This window comes from Oryzomicrobium sp. (genome assembly GCF_036820405.1).
Taxonomy (GTDB): Bacteria; Pseudomonadota; Gammaproteobacteria; order Burkholderiales; family Rhodocyclaceae; genus Oryzomicrobium.
The window spans coordinates 192208-210834 of the sequence record NZ_DAISLS010000010.1 but is presented as its reverse complement, the minus strand read 5'-3'; the positions used below and the strand labels follow the sequence as shown (position 1 = coordinate 210834).

Genomic DNA, 18627 nt, shown 5'->3' with positions numbered 1-18627 from the left:
TCACCGCCCAAGCAGCGAGAGGGCGAATTATACGCACCAAATCCAGGACGTCAACCACTCTCGCCGTTTTTATCAAAAATCTCTTTTTTGGCCGTCAGGCGCAGACCACCCGGGCGAACTTGCGCTTGCCCACCTGTACCACCAGCGACGCGGGCGCAATAATAGTCAGGCCCTTGTCTTCGACACGCTGGCCATCGATCTTCACCGCGCCCTGGTCGATCATGCGCAGCGCCTCAGAGGTGGAGGCGGTCAGCCCCGCCTGCTTGAGCAATTGCGCCACAACCAGGCCTTCGGTGCCGCATTCAAGATGGACCTCCGGCATGTCTTCGGGCAGCACGCCCTGGCGGAAGCGCGACTCGAATTCGGCCAGGGCTTCATCCGCCGCAGCGGCGGAATGGAAGCGGGCAACGATTTCCTTGGCCAACTCGACCTTGATGTCGCGCGGATTGCGCCCTTCACCAGCCTCGCGCTTCAGACCGGCGATCTCACCATTGCTGCGGAACGACAGCAGATCGAAGTAACGCCACATCAGGACGTCGGAAATGGACATCAGCTTGCCGAACATCTCCCGGGGCTCGTCGGTGATGCCTACATAGTTGCCCAGGGACTTGGACATCTTATTTACGCCGTCGAGCCCTTCGAGCAGGGGCATGGTCAGCACGCACTGGGGGGCCTGGCCATAATGCTTTTGCAGTTCGCGCCCAACCAGCAGATTGAACTTCTGGTCGGTCCCGCCGAGTTCCACGTCCGCCTTCAGGGCCACGGAGTCGTAGCCCTGGCACAGAGGGTAGAGGAACTCATGCACGGCGATCGGCTGGCCATTGCCATAGCGCTTGGCGAAATCGTCCCGCTCCAGCATGCGCGCCACGGTGTAATGGGCGGCCAGCTTGATCATCCCCGAAGCGCCCAGGTCGTTGAACCAGGTGGAGTTGAACACCACCTCGGTCTTGGCCGGGTCGAGGATCTTGAATACCTGGGACTGGTAGGTCTGGGCATTCTCCAGCACCTGTTCCCGCGACAGGGGCGGACGGGTGGTGTTCTTGCCAGTGGGGTCGCCGATCATGCCGGTGAAGTCGCCGATCAGAAAGATGATGTGGTGACCCAGATCCTGGAAGTGGCGCAGTTTATTAATGAGCACCGTGTGGCCCAGGTGCAGGTCGGGAGCCGTGGGGTCGAAGCCGGCCTTGATGCGCAGGGGACGCCCCGCCTTGAGTTTTTCCACCAGCTCGGCTTCTACCAGCAGCTCATCGCTGCCTCGCTTGATCAGACCCAGACTCTCTTCAACGTGATGACTCATGGCGCTCTCTCACATTCCGGAAGTCCTTGATAGGACAGGCGGAAAACTGACTTGGGCATTCGGCGAGGTTGGGTATACTGGCGAACTTTGAAAGTCCATCCAAGCTCGTCCGATGTCCCTGCAAAAGAGCCGCATTCTAGCGCAAAGCCTTCTCCGCCATGCCCCCAAGGCAGGCCACCTCACCCGCCACCCACGCGCCAGTATCGCCCTCGGCCTGGTCTCCCTGACCGCCGCGGCAGCCGTGTTCGGCCTGGCACCGGGTGAAGACACCACCCCGGTCCTGCAACAGACCGTCATCGAACAACTGGCCGTCAACGCCACCCAGGCCATCGACACCGGCACCTGGGGCTACCTGCGCGAAGAGCGCGTCCAGCGCGGCGACACCATCGCCGCCCTCTTGAGTCGCCTCGGCGTAGCCGACGGCCAAGCCGCCGCCTATCTGCGCACCGCCCCGGAAAGCGCCCCGGTGCATCGCCAACTGGCCCCGGGCAAGATCGTCAGCGCCCGCAGCGACGATGCCGGGCGCCTGCTGATGCTCTACTTCCCGCTCAACAGCCAGGACCAGGTCCTGATCGTCGAGCGTCGCGGCGAGACTTTTTCCACCCGCACCGAGGCTCTCAAGCTGACCACCCACGTCCAGCAGGGCTCGGGGGAAATTCGCACGTCCTTGTTCGCCGCTGCCGACGCCGCGGACATCCCCGACGGCATCGCCAGCCAGCTGGCCGACATTTTCGGCAGCGAGGTGGATTTCCACCGCGACCTGCAACGGGGCGACCGCTTCCACCTGGTCTACGAAATGCTCTACCACCAGGGCCAGCCCATCCGAGCTGGGCGCATCCTGGCCGCCGAGTTCATCAACGCCGGCAAGCGTTACAGCGCCGTCTACTATCAGGCGAGCCATGACGCCAAGGGCGGCTACTACACGCCCAATGGCCGCAGCCTGCGCAAATCCTTCCTGCGCTCGCCCCTGGAGTTCTCCCGGGTCACCTCCGGTTTTTCCAATGCCCGCATGCACCCGGTGTTCCACCAGATGCGCGCCCACAAAGGCGTGGACTACGGCGCCCCGGTGGGCACCCGGGTCCGGGCGGTGGGCGACGGGGTCGTGGCCTTTGCCGGCCGCCAGGGCGGATACGGCAATCTGGTGGTGCTGCGCCACTCCGGCAACTACAGCACCGCCTACGGACACCTGAGCCGTTTCGCCCCGGGCCTCAAGGTCGGCAGCCGGGTCAGCCAGGGCGACATCATCGCCTTCACCGGCCAAACCGGCTGGGCCACCGGGCCGCATCTGCACTACGAATTCCGCATCGCCGACCAGCAGGTCAACCCGCTGTCGGTCAATCTTCCCGGCACACCGCCCCTGGCCGCCGCCGAGCTCGCCCGTTTCCGCAAGGAAACGGCGCCGCTTCAGGAACAACTGGCCCTGATCAAGCGTGACGATGCTCCGGCCCTAGCCGCTGCGCGTTAATACACCACGCGGGCCATGTAAACGAAAAAAGCCGGAGCATCTGCTCCGGCTTTTTTCGTTGACGCAACCAGACTTAGACCGAGAAGGACGATCCGCAGCCGCAAGTGGAGGTGGCGTTCGGGTTCTTGATCACGAACTGGGAACCTTCCAGGCCTTCGGTGTAGTCGATCTCGGCACCCACCAGGTACTGGTAGCTCATCGGGTCGATCAGCAGGGTGACGCCGTTCTTCTCCATGGAGGTGTCGTCCTCGTTCACCTCCTCATCGAAGGTGAAACCGTACTGGAAGCCCGAGCAGCCGCCACCGGTGACGAACACGCGCAGCTTGAGCGCCTGGTTGCCCTCTTCGTCGATCAGTTCCTTCACCTTGGCCGCGGCGGCATCGGTGAAATTGAGGGGGGCCGGCATCTCGGTAACAGCGTTCATACAAAACTCCTTAAAACAAAAAATGGCGCGACAGGTGGGTGCGGACTCAGCCGGCGGACGCCGCCAACTTGAGCTCCACGGGTTCGGCCTTACCGGCCTGGTGGATCAGGCGCCCCTGGACCACCGCCCCCTGCTGCATTTCCAACGTTGAGTATTCGACATCTCCGGTGACCTTCGCGTTCGGCAAAAGTTCCAAAGTTTCGGCGGCGAACACTGGTCCGACCACCGTGCCGTTGATCACCACGTGGGCCACGCAGATCTCCCCTTCAACCTGGGCCTGCTCGCTGATGACCAGGGTGCTGTCCGCGCCCTTTTCCGCATACACGTTGCCCTTAACCTCGCCGTCGATGCGCAGCCCGCCGGTAAATTTCACATCCCCTTCGATCCGCGTGCCGGCACCGATCAGGCTGTCGATGCGGCTCTGCGGCTGACCGCTCTTGCGCTTGCTGGAAAACATACGGACTCCCGAAACGTTATCGTGTTATCGCATGCGCCGGGACGGGCAGCCATCCGATGGCTGCCGCATTCGGCATTGTCAGAGGGTGACATCCTGCTGGGCCTTGACGGTCCCATCCTGGATCAGCCGGGCCTGGACCTTGGTCACCACGGCGCCGGACGGCACGGCAAAAACGCCTTCCTTGCGCAGGAAATTCCGAATTTCCAAGCGGTACTTGGCGGCATCGGGCGTCTCGGCGGAAGGGATTTTAATCATAACATCCCGCCCATCCTGACGTAGCTGCACGCTCATCTCCAGGTTGCCCCGGAATGGTGCCTGCCCCCGCGCCGTCTGCACGGCGATCATCATGCGGTAGCGGTACTGGTTGGACACCCCATCGCGCTCGACCTTGAGCCGGGTGATGCGGGTCGGCCCGCCTTCGGCCCCTGCTGCTCCCGGCATCAGGCCTTCGAAAAAGGCCAAGTCCTCCTTCAGTGCCGCATTCTCACCCTCGGCCTTGCGCAACTGCTCGGCCAGCTGAGCCTGGGCACCCCGCTCGATGTTGAGGCTGCTCTCGGCCGTGCCGCTACTGTGACGCAACTGCTCGACCTCACGCTCCAATTCGGCCACGCGGCCCTGCCAGGCCTGCAAATCGGCCGACAACGCCACCTCCGGCGCCGTGCTACGCACGTACTGCTGGTAAGCAAGGGCGCCACCAACCAGGCCGACGACGAAGGCCGCCAGCAGGCTGCTGGCGTGCCAGTGCCAGGGAATATGGGGTCTGACCGCAACCCGGGGCGCCTTGATCGAGAAGCGCTCCCGCAGTCGGCGGCGAATCTGGGCTGCTCCGGCTAGTGCCATGGCGCCACGGCCTCCTTCAATCCGTTCATGGTGTTCTGTCTCCCCCGAAAAACCGGGGCGCCTCTTCGGGCGGTTGCGGGCATGACCCCGCATTCTGTTCAATCCCGGGCCGCTGCGCAAATACGTAGCGACCGCAGTAAAGAAAAAAGCCGGCACGAGTGCCGGCTTTTTTCGAGTGTCGTCCGCTTAGCGCTTGGAGAATTGCTTGCGGCGACGGGCCTTGTGCAGACCGACCTTCTTACGTTCAACTTCGCGAGCGTCGCGAGTGACGAAGCCGGCAGCCGACAGAGCGGACTTGAGGGCAGCGTCGTACTCGATCAGCGCACGGGTGATGCCGTGGCGCACAGCACCGGCTTGGCCGGATTCGCCGCCGCCGGCAACGTTCACCTTGATGTCGAAGGTGCTGGTGTGCTCGACCAGTTCCAGCGGCTGACGCACGACCATGCGGCCAGTTTCACGGGAGAAGTACTCGTCGAGGGGCTTGTCGTTCACCACGATGTTGCCGGAGCCACGCTTGATGAACACGCGAGCAACGGCGCTCTTGCGGCGACCGGTGCCGTAGAAGAAGTTTTCAGCCATGTCAGTCCCTTAGATTTCCAGAGCCTTGGGCTGCTGGGCAGTATGCGGGTGGGCATCGCCAGCGTAGCACTTCAGCTTCTTGATCATGGCGTAGCCGAGCGGGCCTTTCGGCAGCATGCCCTTCACCGCCTTTTCGAGGGCACGGCCGGGGAAACGCTGCTGCATCTTGAGGAAGTTGGTCTCGTAGATGCCGCCGGGGTAGCCGGAGTGCCGGTAGTACTTCTTGTCTTCAGCCTTGTTGCCGGTGACGCGAAGCTTCTCGACGTTAACGACGACAATGAAGTCACCCGTATCCACGTGCGGAGTGAACTCGGGCTTGTGCTTGCCGCGCAAACGGCGGGCAATTTCGCTAGCGAGGCGACCGAGCACTTTGTCAGTGGCATCCACCACGAACCACTCGCGCTTCACCTCATGCGGTTTGGCGGAAAAGGTTTTCATTCTGCGCCGTCCTTAGTGAGCCTAGATTACGGAAAGCCGCGGATTCTATTGCAAATCGGTGCCAGCAGTCAACGCGAACACAACCCCCGCTATCGCCGCGGACAAATGAAGGGGTAAAAAAAAGCGCGACTCGCGAGAGTCGCGCTAAATCCACACCAAAGGAGGAGGGTGGAGGAGACATCGTAGCGACACCGGATCGGGAGACTCACGACCCACTGCGATATCGCTGGGTTGAGTGCATTATGGGACAAAAGATTGTGCAGCGCAAGAGATTTTTTTCGGTTTTTTTTGGCCGCCGCGAAGCTCACACCCTTTCCAGAAACAAAATATAACAACTTGTTTTAAAACATATAAAAAAACATTTCCGTAATTGATCAACCATACGATAATTCTTGAAACGACTCGCCCTACCCTGGTGCGCCCGGCAAAATTTGCTGCAACGCACAAGAGCAGCGGCGGCACACCGCGCGGCAACGCTCTGCCTTGGAGCAAGTACAATCGCCGCTTCATCCCCAAGGAGCTACATATATGGAATGCAAAGTCCGCTGGAGCGGCGACGGCATGTCGTTCGTGGCCGAGACCGGCAGCAACCACGCCATCGTGATGGACGGCCCCCCGGACGCCGGCGGGCGCAACCTGGCCCCCCGCCCCATGGAGATGGTGCTGGCCGGCACCGGCGGCTGCACCGCTTTCGACGTGGTGATGATCCTGCAGAAGGGCCGGCACGACGTTACCGACTGCGTGGTGACTCTCAAGGCCGAACGGGCCGACACCGACCCCAAGGTGTTCACCCGCATCCATTTTCACTACACGGTGACCGGCCGCAACCTGAAGGCCGACGTGGTGGAGCGGGCCGTCAAGCTGTCCAAGGACAAGTACTGCTCCGCCTCGATCATGCTGGCCAAGACGGCCGAGCTGACCCACAGCGTGGAAATCGTCGACGCGGCCTGACCCCGCCCCCAGCCTTCCGGCGGGCGCCGCCTCTGCATCGCGGCGCTCGTCCTTCCTTACTGCTCCTCTCCGCGCCGCCTTAATACGCGTGTCGCAAACCGCCGCCAGCATTCCCGTCGCCCCGGCCCTTGCTGGCCGCGATCCCCGTGGATCGCCATGCGGAAAACGCGCTGGCCTGGCCCTCGGCCAAGCCCTTGTAAACGGCCCGAATTTCCACCCCGCAAGCGCCTCGGGGTGTGCGTATAATCCGCTTCTTTTTCAACCCCCGGCCAGCCCCGCCACGCCAGGCCCGGCAACCGATCCGCCCCTCCGGCGCCCCTCGCCCCGGCCGCGTATCCCACGCCTCCCCTGCCCGACGCGGAAACTCCCTTTGCCTTGAGGAGCCGCCCGATGAAGTTCCGCTTCCCCGTCGTCATCATCGACGAAGATTTCCGTTCCGAGAACGCCTCGGGTCTGGGCATCCGCGCCCTCGCGGACGCCATCGAGGCCGAGGGCATGGAGGTGCTGGGGGTGACCAGCTACGGCGACCTGTCGTCCTTCGCCCAGCAGCAGAGCCGGGCCTCCACCTTCATTCTGTCCATTGACGACGAGGAATTCTCGTCCGCCGAGGCGGCAGCCAAGGCCATCGACGACCTGCGCGCCTTCGTCACCGAAATCCGCCTGCGCAACGCCGAGATCCCCATCTTCCTGCACGGTGAGACCCGCACCTCCCGGCACATCCCCAACGATGTGCTGCGCGAGCTGCACGGCTTCATCCACATGTATGAGGACACGCCGGAGTTCATCGCCCGCAACGTGGTGCGCGAAGCCAAGGCCTACCTGGATTCCCTGCCGCCGCCGTTCTTCCGTGCCCTGACCCATTACGCCTCGGACGGCTCCTACTCCTGGCACTGCCCGGGCCACTCCGGCGGTGTCGCCTTCCTGAAGAGCCCGGTGGGCCAGATGTTCCACCAGTTCTTCGGCGAGAACATGCTGCGCGCCGACGTCTGCAACGCCGTGGAAGAACTGGGCCAGCTGCTCGACCACACCGGCCCGGTGGCCGCCTCGGAGCGCAACGCGGCGCGCATCTTCAATTGCGACCACCTGTACTTCGTCACCAACGGCACGTCCACGTCCAACAAGATCGTCTGGCACTCCACCGTGGCCCCCGGCGACATCGTCATCGTGGACCGCAACTGCCACAAGTCGATCCTCCACGCCATCATCATGACCGGTGCGATCCCGGTCTTCCTGATGCCGACGCGCAACCACTACGGCATCATCGGCCCGATCCCCAAGAGCGAATTCGCCTGGGAGAACATCCAGAAGAAGATCGCCGCCCACCCCTTCGCCAAGGACAGCCAGGGCAAGCCCCGGGTACTGACCATCACCCAATCCACCTACGACGGCGTGCTCTACAACGTGGAAGCGATCAAGGCCGAGCTGGACGGCAAGATCGACACCCTGCACTTCGACGAGGCCTGGCTGCCCCACGCTGCCTTCCACGACTTCTACGGCGACTACCACGCCATTGGCGAAGACCGGCCGCGCTGCCAGGAATCCATGGTGTTCTCCACCCAGTCCACCCACAAGCTGCTGGCCGGCCTCTCCCAGGCCTCCCAGATCCTGGTGCAGGACGCGGAGAACAACAAGCTGGACCGGGACGTGTTCAACGAGGCGTACCTGATGCACACCTCGACCTCGCCCCAGTACTCGATCATCGCCTCCTGCGACGTGGCGGCGGCAATGATGGAAGCCCCGGGGGGCACCGCCCTGGTGGAAGAATCCATTTCCGAGGCCCTCGACTTCCGCCGCGCCATGCGCAAGGTCGGCGAGGAATGGGCCAGCCAGGCCAACGGCCACTGGTGGTTCAAGGTATGGGGCCCGGACGACCTGTCCGAGGAAGGCATCGAGGAGCGCGACGCCTGGATGTTGAAGGCCGGCGAGCGCTGGCACGGCTTCGGCAATCTGGCCGAAGGCTTCAACATGCTCGACCCGATCAAGGCCACCATCATCACCCCGGGCCTGGACGTGGACGGCGAGTTCGCCGAGCGCGGCATCCCGGCGGCCATCGTCACCAAGTACCTGGCCGAGCACGGCGTGATCGTCGAGAAGTGCGGCCTCTACTCGTTCTTCATCATGTTCACCATCGGCATCACCAAGGGCCGCTGGAACACCATGGTGACCGAGCTGCAGCAGTTCAAGGACGACTACGACAAGAACCAGCCCCTGTGGCGCGTGCTGCCCGAATTCGTGGCCAAGAACCCGCGCTACGAGCGGGTCGGCCTGCGCGACCTGTGCAAGGAGATCCACGCCGTCTACCGGGCCAAGGACGTGGCGCGCCTGACCACCGAGATGTACCTCTCGGACATGGTGCCGGCGATGCGCCCCTCCGACGCCTTCGCCAAGATGGCCCACCGGGAGATCGAGCGGGTGCCCCTGGACCAGCTCGAAGGCCGCATCACCAGCGTGCTGCTCACCCCCTACCCGCCGGGCATCCCCCTGCTCATCCCCGGCGAGCGCTTCAACGCCACCATCGTCCAGTACCTGCAATTCGCCCGGGAATTCAACGAGCGCTTCCCCGGCTTCGAGACCGACATCCACGGCCTGGTCAAGGAAGTGGGCGAAGACGGCAAGAGCCGCTACGCGGTGGATTGCGTGCGCTGACCGCGCATCAGGCCACGAGGCGGCATCCCCAAAACGGAACGGGCAAGGTGAATACCTTGCCCGTTTTGCGTTGACGCGTCGGCACGGGCCGACAGCCGGATGCAGCCTTGCCTTATCCGGCGAACACCCACAGGTCGCTGGCCGGCAGGTGCAGCCGGGTGCGCCCCGGTACCGCCGGCTGGGGCGAATGGGTGCGCAGGGCCTGGGGACCGACGTGGAACAAGTGCTCCCAGCGGTCGCCGAGGAACATGGAGGTGGACAGATCCGCCTCCAGGCAATTGTCCTGCTGCCCCTCCGCCGCCGGGCGCATGCGCTCCAGGCGGATCACTGCGGTAGCGGCACTGCCCGGTTGTAGGTCGGCGCGGTCGCGGCAGGTGCCCCACAGGCACCAGCCCTCCCCGGCCACGCACACCGCCGCGTCGCGCCGCTCCACCACCTTGCCGGCCAGGCGGTTGTTGCTGCCCATGAACTCGGCGGTAAACAGGGACGCCGGCTGGCCGTACATCTCCTGGGGCGTGCCCTGCTGCTCGATGCGCCCCTGCGACAGCAGCAGGATGCGGTCGGACATGGCCATGGCCTCGGCCTGGTCGTGGGTCACCACCAGGGCCGACAGTTGCAGCTTGAGGATCAGCTCGCGCAGCCAGGCCCGGGCCTCCTCGCGCATCTTGGCGTCCAGGTTGGACAGGGGCTCGTCGAGCAGGATCACCGGCGGGTTGTAGACCAGGGCCCGGGCGATGGCCACGCGCTGCTGCTGGCCGCCGGACAGCTGGTGCGGGTAGCGCTCGACCAGGTGGCCCAGGCCGAGCTGGCCGAGCACCGCCGCCACCCGCTCGCCGATCTCGGCCCCGGGCACCTTGCGCAGCTTGAGACCGTAGGCCACGTTGGCGGCCACGGTCTTGTGCGGCCACAGGGCGTAGGACTGGAACACCAGGCCCAGGTTGCGCCCTTCCGCCGGCACCTCCACCTTGCCGGCACCATCGAAGACGGCCCGCTCGCCGATGCGGATGGTGCCCTGGTGCGGCTGTTCCAGGCCGGCCACGGCGCGCAGCAGGGTGGTCTTGCCGCTGCCCGAAGGGCCGAGCAGGGACACCACCTCGCCTTGGTTGAGCTGCATCGACACCCCCTTCAGGATCGGATTGGTGCCGTAGGACAGGTGCAGGTCGGAAACGTCGAGCTTAATCATGGAGCTTCACTCCGAAGCGAAGGGCGATGGCCAGGCCGCAGCCCACCAGCACCACGTTGATCAGGGAAAGGGCGGCCACCATGTCGGCGCCGCCGGTGGCCCACAGGGACACCAGCAGGGAACCGATCACCTCGGTGCCCGGGTTGAGCAGGTACACGCCGGTGGAGTACTCCCGCTCGAAGATCATGAACACCAGCAGCCAGCTGGCCAGCAAGCCGTGGCGGATCAAGGGCAGGGTCACGTCCCGGCTGGTGCGGGCGGCGCTGGCGCCGACGCTGCGCGCCGCCTCCTCCAGTTCCGGCCCCACCTGGAGCAGGGAGCTCTGGATCAGGCGCATGCCGTAGGCCAGCCACACCACGGTATAGGCCAGCCACACCGCAAAGATGGTGGTGCGCAGCGGCGCCAGGGGCGGAAAGAACAGGAACACCCACAGAAAGGCCAGGCCGGCGAGCAGGCCGGGCACCGCCCGGGGCACCAGGGCCAGGTAGTCGATGAAGCGGCTCCAGCGGTCGTTGCGCCGGTGCATGGCCAGGCCGATGGCGGCGTAGCAGACCACCGACAGCAGGCCCCCGATGACGCCGATGGCGATGGTGTTGAAGATGCCGCGCATCAGGGCCGGCTGGCCGAACACGGTGCGGAAATGCTCCAGGGTCAGCACCTCGGAGAGCTGGATGCCCTCGCCCCAGTAGGTGACGAAGGAACGCAGGGCCACGCCGGACAGGGGCACGAACACCGAGACGAACAGCCACAGGCCGATCAGGCCGATGGCCAGCCAGCGCCACGGCCCCAGGGCCAGGGGCCGCTGCCGGCCGGCCTTGCCCTTGACCGCGACGAAGCGGCTGGCGTTCTTCATCAGCAGCCGTTGCAGCATCACCAGGGGGAAGGTGATGCCGATGATGCACACCGCCACCGCCGCCATCAGGTGGTAGGACGGGGTGCCCAGCTTGTTGGTCAGCTTGAACAGGTAGGTGGCCAGCACCAGGTGGCCTTCCGGATCGCCCAGCACCAGGGCCAGGGCGAAGATCTCGAAACCAAGGAAGAACACCAGCACGCCCGAATACAGCAGCGCCGGGGTGATCATCGGCAGGCTCACGTCCAGGGCCACCCGCAGGGGGCCGGCGCCGCTCATGCGCGCCGCCTCCTCGATGTCCGAGCCCAGGCTCTTTAACGCCGCCGACGAGTAGAGATACACGTGGGGCACGTGGGTCAGGCCGGCGATGATGGCGATGCTGGGCAGGGAATAGACGTTCCAGGGCACGGTGCCGAACAGCTGGCTGGCCCAGATCGAATAAAAGCCCACCGGCCCGGCGGCCACCACGTAGCCGAAGGACAGCACCATCGGCGAGACGAACACCGGCACCAGCAGCAAGGGCTCGATCCAGCGCCGCCCGGGCAGGTCGGTGCGGGCCATGATGAAGGCCAGGGCCCCGCCCAGGGGCACGGCGATCAGGGCCATGCTGCCGGCGATGATCAGGGAATTCTTGGTGGCGTCCCAAAAGTCCGGGTCGTCGAAGATGAAGGCGTAGGCCGCCAGCCCCGGCGACGCCTGGCTATCGAAGAACGGGGCGTTGAGCAGGCTCTGGTAGAAGATCAGGCCCAGGGGCACCAGCACGGTGATCGCGGTCAGGGCGATCACCAGCCCCCGGGTGGGGAAAAACCGCCACCCGGAGGCGGCGGCGAGGGAAGGAACGGGCGTGGTCACGGCAAGACTCCGTAAGAATCGCAGGAGCGGCGCTTACTTGCGCGCGCCCATGGCCTGCTGCCACTGCTTGATGAATTCCAGGCGCTTGTTCTGGTCGAGGAAGGCCAGCAGGCTGGGGCCGACCGGGATCGGCTTCAAGGCGTTGCCGTGGGTCTTGGCCAGGCCGGCGGCGGTCAGCTCGCCTTCCACGTCGGCGCGCACCGAGCCCAGCTCGGACTGGTTGGCGATGATGGTCTGGCCGCGCTTGGAGAGGATGTAGTCGAGCCACAGCTTGGCGGCGTTGGGGTTCCGGGCGGTCTTGGCGATGAACATCACCCGGGACATGATCAGCACGTAGTCGGTGGGCACCACCCAGCCGATGCCCGGGTCCTTCTTGGCGCGCAGCATGGCGTAGGAGCCGAAGACGTTGTAGCCGAGCAGGTTCTCGCCGGAGCCGATGCGCTCCATCATCGTGCCGCTGCTCGACTGGAAGCGCGGGCTGACGCCACCCACGGCCTTGGCCAGATCCCAGAAGGCCGGATTCACCTTGCTGTCCTGGGTGATCAACATGAAGCCGACGCCGGACTTCTCGATGTCGTAGGACGTCACCTTGCCCTTGAAGCGGTCACCCTTCTCGCGCAGCAGGCGGGCGAAGTCGGCGTGGCTGTGGGGAATCTCGTCCGGCTTGAGCAGGCGCTTGTTGTAGACGAACACGATGGGTTCGTAGGTGACGCCGTAGGCCTCGCCCTTCCACACCGACCAGTCGGGCAGCTTAGGCGTCTCGGGGGACTTGTAGGCCAGGGCCAGGCCGTCGTTGACCAGCTTGATCTGCAAGTCCATGGCCGAGCTCCACAGCACGTCGGCCGAGGTGCCGCCGGCGGCCTTCTCGCTCACCACCCGGTTGTACAGCTCGGTGGTGTTCATGTCGTTGTATTCGACCCGGACCCCCGGGTAGAGGACCTCGAAGTCCTTGATCAGCGGGTTCACCGCGTTGGTGTCGGTGGCGCCGTAAACGATCACCTTGCCCTCCTTGCGGGCGGCGGCGATCAGGTTGGCGTAGTCGGCCGGATAGCCGGCAGGGGCCTGAGCCTGGGCCAGGGCGGCGGCGGTGACCGCGACGGTGGCGGTCAGGGTGCGAATCCAGCGTTGCATGGCTGTCTCCTCATATCGTTGTGGACGCATTGCGGTGGCGCACGACCACCGCGTGGCCGCTACACTAGTGGCCCGCAGCTTTCAGATTGCTTTCAATCCCGCCGCCGCCAACCCGTACCCCGCTCCCGCCATGCGCCTGCTGATCGTCGAAGACACCCCCCAATTGGCCCGGGCCCTGGCCGAGGGGCTGAAGAAATCGGGCATCGTCGCCGACCTGGTGGGGGACGGCCTGCACGCCGACCAGCTGTTGCAGAGCGAGCGCTTCGACGCCGTGCTGCTCGACCTCACCCTGCCCCGCCTCGACGGCCTGGAAGTGCTGCGCCGCCTGCGCGCCCGGGGCGACGACGTGCCGGTGCTGGTGCTCACCGCCCGGGGCAGCACCCTGGACCGGGTCCAGGGCCTCAACGAGGGGGCCGACGACTATCTGGCCAAGCCCTTCGAACTGGCCGAGGTGGAAGCCCGCATCAAGGCCCTGGTGCGGCGCCGCCACGGCCGCCCCGCCCCGGTGCTGCAACTCGGCCCGCTGCGCTACGACACGGTGAGCCGCCGCTACCAGCTCGGCGAGGCGCCCCTGGAGGTGACGCCCCGGGAGCACGCGGTGCTCGAAGCCCTGCTGCTCAAGGCCGGCCAGCCGGTGGCCAAGCAGGCCCTGTGCGACCGCCTGTGCAACCTGGACGACGCGGTGACCCCGGACGCGGTGGAAATCTACGTGCACCGCCTGCGCAAGAAGCTGGCCGGCACCGCCCTGTCGATCCGCACCCTGCGCGGCCTGGGCTACCTGCTCGAAGCCGGGTCCGGCGATGCCTGACCTGCCCGCGCCGATCGGCGCCCCCGGCCCATCCCTGCCATCCCCGGCGGCGCCGGAGGCCGAAGCGGAAGACACGCCCCTGCCGCGCCGCCGGCGCAGCCTGCGCCGCACCCTGCTCATCTACCTGCTCGCCCCCTGGGCGCCGCCCTGGCGCTGAACACGGCGGTGACCTACCGTACCGCCCTGGATTCGGCCAACCAGGCCTACGACCGGACGCTCCAGGGCGCCCTGCTGGCGATCTCGGAGCGGGTGGCGGTGGACGAGGGGCTGATCCGCATCGACCTGCCCTACGCCTCCCTGGAAATGCTCGAAAACGATTTCCAGGACCGCATCTACTACCGGGTCAGCCACCCCCAGCAGGGCGAAATCACCGGCTACCCGGACCTGCCCGAGCCGCCGCCGGGCAAGCGCTTCGGCATCGGCCGGGCCATTTCCGGCGACGGCCTGGACGAGGTGCACAACCGCAAGCCCTTCTTCTTCGAGACGGCCTACCACGGCGAACGCCTGCGCATCGCGGCCATGTGGCGCCCCCTCTTCTACCCGGGCATCCGCGGCCCTCTCCTGATCGAGATCGGCGAAACCCTGGGGGCGCGCAACCAACTGGCCCGCCAGCTGCTGGTCGAATCCCTGGTCAAGGAAGGGGCCCTGATCGTCCTGGGCGCCCTGCTCATCGCCTTCGGCGTGCTGCACGCCCTCGGCCCCCTGCGCCGGCTGCGCCGCGACGTGGCCGCCCGGGACCCGGCCGACCTGTCGCCCCTGGCCGCCGACAACGTGCCCAGCGAAGTGATGCCCCTGGTCGAGGCGGTCAATGCCCACACCGCCCGGGTGCGCCAGCTTACCGAGGCCCAGCGCCAGTTCATCGACGACGCCGCCCACCAGCTGAAGACGCCCCTGGCGATCATCAAGTCCCAGGCCGACCTGGCCCAGCGCGAAACCGACCCGCTGCGCCTGCAACGCATGGTCGGCGACATCGGCCAGACCGCCACGGCCACCGCCCGGCTGGTGCAGCAGTTGCTCACCCTGGCGCGCAGCGACGCGGCGCCGCCGGCGGACCAGGTGGCCGACCTGACCGAACTGGCCCGCCAGACCACCTTCGACTGGCTGCCCCAGGCCCTGGCCCGGCGCATCGACCTGGGTTTCGAGGGCGAGGCGCCCTGCAAGGTAGCGGGCGACACGGTGCTGCTGCGGGAACTGGTGGCCAACCTGATCGACAACGCCCTGCGCTACACCCCGGCCGAGGGGGTGGTGACGGTGGCGGCCATGGCCGTAGCCGGGGACGTGGTACTGCGGGTGGACGACAGCGGGCTGGGCATTGCGGCGGCGGAGCGGGAGCGGGTGTTCGACCGCTTCTACCGACCGGCCGGCAGCGGCGCCCCGGGCAACGGCCTGGGCCTGGCCATCGTGCGCGCCATCGCCCGCCGCCACGGCGGCGACGTGCGCCTGGACGACGGCCCCCAGGGCCGGGGACTGCGGGTCGAGGTCCGTCTGCCCGGCGCCGCCTGAGGACGGGCCGGGGCGGCCCTAGGCGGCTCTAAACGAGCGGCACGCGGGAAAGCCTCACCCGGAACGGGGGGAGATTGCCCCGCCGGCCCCGCGGGCGGCAGAACAACGAGGGATAGATGAATCGTGAATCGCACCCCGGCGCGCCAGCACGCACCAACGCGCCGGAATCGCGCGGGGGAAAGGCCGCGTCAGGCCAGATCAGGCCACCAGCCGGGCGCCGATGAAGGCCAGCATCACCGCCAGGGCGGGGCGCAGCCAGCCGTCGTGCAGGCGGTGGCTCAGGTGGCTGCCCAGCCAGATGCCGGGCAGGGAGCCGGCCAGCAGGTTCACCAGCAGGCTCCAGTCGATGTGCCCCAGGCCGGCGTGGCCGATGCCCGCCACCAGGGTAAGGGGCACGGCGTGGGCGATCTCGCTGCCCACCAGGCGGGTGGTGGGCAGGGCTGGCAGGATCAGGAACAGGGCCAAGGTGCCCAGGGCGCCGGCGCCGATCGAACTCAAGGTGACCAGCACGCCGAGCACCGCGCCGGTGACCCACAGGGCCGGGCGCATGGCGGCGAAGGGGGCGTCGCGCCAGCGGGTCGGCACATGGCGCAGCAGCCAGGGTTTACCGAGGATGGCGGCGGCGGTGAGGATCAGGGCCACGCCGAGCATGAAGCGGAACAGGCCGTCCAGAGCGTGGGACGGACCGATGTGGGAAATCAGCCCCAGGGTGAGCAGGGAGGCGGGAACGCTGCCGGCGGCCAGCCAGCCGACCAGGCGCCAGTCCACGTGGCCGCGGCGGTGGTGCACCGCCACGCCGCCAGCCTTGGTCAGGGCGGCGTAGAGCAGGTCGGTGCCCACGGCGGTGGAGGGCGGGATGCCGAACCAGAGCAGGATGGGCGTCATCAGGGAGCCGCCGCCCACGCCGGTGAGGCCGACCACGAAGCCCACCGCCAGTCCCGCCACCACGAATCCGATTTCCACGCCGTCGCCCCTCGATGAATGACGGCCATGCTAAACGATCCGCTTATAACGGTTTTATACGGAATCGCTATTTGCAAATCCATATCTGTTCTAAGAACGACTGCCGTAACGACGGGCGACGCGCTGCCGGGCAGGCGCGGCCAGGGGGAAGCATGGCCGGGACAGAACAGGGCGCACAGCGCGGCAATGCCGGCCAAGCGCCACGGCCCCGGCCGCCGCCCCGCCCGGGCTCCCCGAATGCCTGCCTGTGCAATACATGAAAAAAATTAATGTATTTAGCCTGGGAAAAATTCAAAGTCCGCGCCAGTATTGGACCTTGGCATTTTCAAAGAAAAATACATTAATAAAATTCAAGTATTTCCCTGCCCGCCCAGGCCCCACTCCCCTGGCTCCCGGCCCGCGCCGTTGCACTGGCGGTTCAAAGGGCTTGTTGGTCCAGGCACCGGCGGTCCCGTTGTCGCCGAGCAAAGAAAAACCCCGCACCGGAGTGCGGGGTTTTTCGGGCCGGCCCCTGGCGAATTGCCAACGGCCGGCCGGCAGGGCGCCAGGAACGAGTCCTGGACGGCCTGGCGGTGTTACATGCCCATGCCCATGCCGCCCATGCCACCCATGTCGCCCATGCCGCCGGGCATGGCGGGCTTGTCTTCGGGCAGTTCGCCGACCATGCAGTCGGTGGTGAGCATCAGGCCGGCCACGGAGGCGGCGTTCTGCAGGGCGGTGCGGGTCACCTTGGTGGGGTCGAGCACGCCCATTTCCACCATGTCGCCGTACACGCCGGAGCCGGCGTTGTAGCCGAAGTTGCCCTTGCCTTCCAGGACCTTGGAGACCACCACGGAGGGCTCGTCACCGGCGTTGGCGACGATCTGGCGCAGGGGCTCTTCGATGGCGCGCAGGACGATCTTGATGCCGGCTTCCTGGTCGGCGTTGTCACCCTTGACGGACACCGCGGCGCGGGCGCGCAGCAGAGCCACGCCGCCGCCGGCGACGATGCCTTCTTCAACGGCAGCGCGGGTGGCGTGCAGGGCGTCTTCGACGCGAGCCTTCTTTTCCTTCATTTCGACTTCGGTGGCAGCGCCGACCTTGATCACGGCAACGCCGCCGGCCAGCTTGGCCACGCGCTCTTGCAGCTTCTCACGGTCGTAGTCGGAGGTGGCTTCCTCGATCTGCTTGCGGATGGTGCCGACGCGAGCTTCGATGGTGGCGGCATCGCCGGCGCCGTCGATGATGGTGGTGTTTTCCTTGCCGATCTCAATGCGCTTGGCTTGGCCCAGCTCGGCCAGGGTGGCCTTTTCCAGGGACAGGCCGACTTCTTCGGCGATCACGGTACCGCCGGTCAGGATGGCGATGTCTTCGAGCATGGCCTTGCGGCGGTCGCCGAAGCCCGGAGCCTTGACGGCGCAGGTCTTGAGGATGCCGCGCAGGTTGTTCACCACCAGGGTGGCCAGGGCTTCACCGTCCACGTCTTCGGCGATGATCAGCAGCGGGCGGCCGGCCTTGGCCACTTGCTCGAGCACCGGCAGCAGGTCGCGGATGTTGGAGATCTTCTTGTCGAACAGCAGGACGAAGGGATTGTCCAGGGCGGCAATCTGCTTGTCCGGGTTGTTGATGAAGTAGGGGGACAGGTAGCCGCGGTCGAACTGCATGCCTTCGACGACGTCGAGTTCGTTGTCCAGGGACTTGCCGTCTTCGACGGTGATCACGCCTTCCTTGCCGACCTTGTCCATGGCATTGGCGATGATGTCGCCGATGTTGGTGTCGGAGTTGGCGGAGATGGAGCCGACCTGGGCGATTTCCTTGGTGGTGGAGCAGGGCTTGGAAATCTTGCGCAGTTCGTCGGTCAGGGCGGCGACGGTCTTGTCGATGCCGCGCTTGAGGTCCATCGGGTTCATGCCGGCGGCCACGTACTTCATGCCTTCGCGGACGATGGCCTGGGCCAGCACGGTGGCGGTGGTGGTGCCGTCACCGGCCACGTCGGAGGTCTTGGAAGCGACTTCCTTGACCATCTGGGCGCCCATGTTCTCGAACTTGTCCTTCAGTTCGATTTCCTTGGCGACGGACACGCCGTCCTTGGTCACGGTGGGGGCGCCGAAGGAGCGCTCGAGCACCACGTTGCGGCCCTTGGGGCCCAGGGTCACCTTGACGGCGTTGGCGAGGATGTTGATGCCGGCGACCATGCGCTCGCGGGCGACGTCACCGAATTTGACTTCTTTAGCAGCCATTGTTTGCTCCTGAATTCTGGG

Annotated in this window: 17 protein-coding genes; 6 read left to right on the top strand and 11 right to left on the bottom strand. The window is 66.1% G+C overall.

The features are described 5' to 3' along the window. Nucleotides 1–94: 94 nt before the first annotated feature. Complete coding sequence (gene tyrS / locus V7Z98_RS11565; RefSeq protein WP_334158121.1) at nucleotides 95–1297, bottom strand: tyrosine--tRNA ligase; 1203 nt, start codon at nucleotides 1295–1297, stop codon at nucleotides 95–97. Nucleotides 1298–1409: 112 nt separating this feature from the next. Here tyrS and V7Z98_RS11560 point away from each other — a divergent pair, with 112 nt between their 5' ends. Beyond that, the gene (locus V7Z98_RS11560) at nucleotides 1410–2762 is read left to right on the top strand and encodes a M23 family metallopeptidase (RefSeq protein WP_334158120.1); all 1353 of its coding nucleotides are present in this window, start codon (nucleotides 1410–1412) and stop codon (nucleotides 2760–2762) included. Nucleotides 2763–2835: 73 nt separating this feature from the next. Here the strand turns inward: V7Z98_RS11560 and erpA are convergent, their stop codons facing one another. The 5 genes from erpA to rplM form a co-directional block, all read right to left on the bottom strand. Further along, entirely contained in the window at nucleotides 2836–3186 is a 351-nt protein-coding gene (gene erpA / locus V7Z98_RS11555; protein ID WP_293265032.1) for an iron-sulfur cluster insertion protein ErpA, read from the bottom strand. 46 nt (nucleotides 3187–3232) lie between these two features. Beyond that, a complete protein-coding gene (locus tag V7Z98_RS11550; RefSeq protein WP_293265030.1) occupies nucleotides 3233–3643 on the bottom strand; it encodes a bactofilin family protein in 411 nt (136 codons plus the stop codon). Nucleotides 3644–3721: 78 nt separating this feature from the next. Then, the gene (locus V7Z98_RS11545; RefSeq protein ID WP_334158118.1) at nucleotides 3722–4483 is read right to left on the bottom strand and encodes a DUF6776 family protein; all 762 of its coding nucleotides are present in this window, start codon (nucleotides 4481–4483) and stop codon (nucleotides 3722–3724) included. A gap of 186 nt (nucleotides 4484–4669) precedes the next feature. After that, nucleotides 4670–5062 (bottom strand): 30S ribosomal protein S9, encoded by a 393-nt coding sequence (rpsI, locus tag V7Z98_RS11540; protein ID WP_293265026.1) that lies wholly within the window; start codon nucleotides 5060–5062, stop codon nucleotides 4670–4672. A gap of 9 nt (nucleotides 5063–5071) precedes the next feature. After that, nucleotides 5072–5500 (bottom strand): 50S ribosomal protein L13, encoded by a 429-nt coding sequence (gene rplM / locus V7Z98_RS11535; protein ID WP_054621915.1) that lies wholly within the window; start codon nucleotides 5498–5500, stop codon nucleotides 5072–5074. 528 nt (nucleotides 5501–6028) lie between these two features. Here rplM and V7Z98_RS11530 point away from each other — a divergent pair. Next, entirely contained in the window at nucleotides 6029–6451 is a 423-nt protein-coding gene (locus V7Z98_RS11530; RefSeq protein WP_334158116.1) for an OsmC family protein, read from the top strand. 390 nt (nucleotides 6452–6841) lie between these two features. Next, a complete protein-coding gene (locus tag V7Z98_RS11525) occupies nucleotides 6842–9097 on the top strand; it encodes an arginine/lysine/ornithine decarboxylase (protein WP_293265021.1) in 2256 nt (751 codons plus the stop codon). 112 nt (nucleotides 9098–9209) lie between these two features. Here V7Z98_RS11525 and V7Z98_RS11520 read toward each other — a convergent pair whose 3' ends face one another. The 3 genes from V7Z98_RS11520 to V7Z98_RS11510 are packed head-to-tail and all read right to left on the bottom strand — an operon-like array spanning nucleotide 9210 to nucleotide 13113. Next, nucleotides 9210–10280 carry an ABC transporter ATP-binding protein gene (locus tag V7Z98_RS11520; protein ID WP_334158115.1) on the bottom strand — a complete coding sequence of 357 codons (1071 nt, stop codon included), beginning with the start codon at nucleotides 10278–10280 and terminating at the stop codon, nucleotides 9210–9212. Then, entirely contained in the window at nucleotides 10273–11982 is a 1710-nt protein-coding gene (locus V7Z98_RS11515; RefSeq protein ID WP_293265017.1) for an ABC transporter permease, read from the bottom strand. The genes V7Z98_RS11520 and V7Z98_RS11515 overlap by 8 nt, the downstream gene beginning before the upstream one ends. 33 nt (nucleotides 11983–12015) lie before the next feature. After that, on the bottom strand, nucleotides 12016–13113 hold the full coding sequence (locus V7Z98_RS11510; RefSeq protein ID WP_334158114.1) for an ABC transporter substrate-binding protein: 1098 nt from the start codon (nucleotides 13111–13113) through the stop codon (nucleotides 12016–12018). Between the two features lie 52 nt (nucleotides 13114–13165). On the opposite strand from V7Z98_RS11510, the gene V7Z98_RS11505 reads away from it, so the two are divergent. From V7Z98_RS11505 to V7Z98_RS11495, 3 genes are read left to right on the top strand one after another with little or no spacing between them, the layout of a single operon-like run. Next, nucleotides 13166–13921, top strand: coding sequence for a response regulator (locus V7Z98_RS11505; RefSeq protein ID WP_334158113.1), 756 nt, complete (start codon nucleotides 13166–13168; stop codon nucleotides 13919–13921). After that, the gene (locus V7Z98_RS11500) at nucleotides 13914–14078 is read left to right on the top strand and encodes a hypothetical protein (protein WP_334158111.1); all 165 of its coding nucleotides are present in this window, start codon (nucleotides 13914–13916) and stop codon (nucleotides 14076–14078) included. The genes V7Z98_RS11505 and V7Z98_RS11500 overlap by 8 nt, the downstream gene beginning before the upstream one ends. An 8-nt stretch (nucleotides 14079–14086) precedes the next feature. Next, nucleotides 14087–15424 carry a sensor histidine kinase gene (locus tag V7Z98_RS11495; RefSeq protein ID WP_334158109.1) on the top strand — a complete coding sequence of 446 codons (1338 nt, stop codon included), beginning with the start codon at nucleotides 14087–14089 and terminating at the stop codon, nucleotides 15422–15424. Between the two features lie 198 nt (nucleotides 15425–15622). Here the strand turns inward: V7Z98_RS11495 and V7Z98_RS11490 are convergent, their stop codons facing one another. Continuing rightward, complete coding sequence (locus V7Z98_RS11490; RefSeq protein ID WP_293265011.1) at nucleotides 15623–16387, bottom strand: sulfite exporter TauE/SafE family protein; 765 nt, start codon at nucleotides 16385–16387, stop codon at nucleotides 15623–15625. A gap of 575 nt (nucleotides 16388–16962) precedes the next feature. Continuing rightward, nucleotides 16963–18606: a chaperonin GroEL gene (gene groL, locus V7Z98_RS11485; protein ID WP_054621064.1), complete on the bottom strand. Its 1644-nt coding sequence runs from the start codon at nucleotides 18604–18606 to the stop codon at nucleotides 16963–16965. Nucleotides 18607–18627 lie beyond the last annotated feature (21 nt).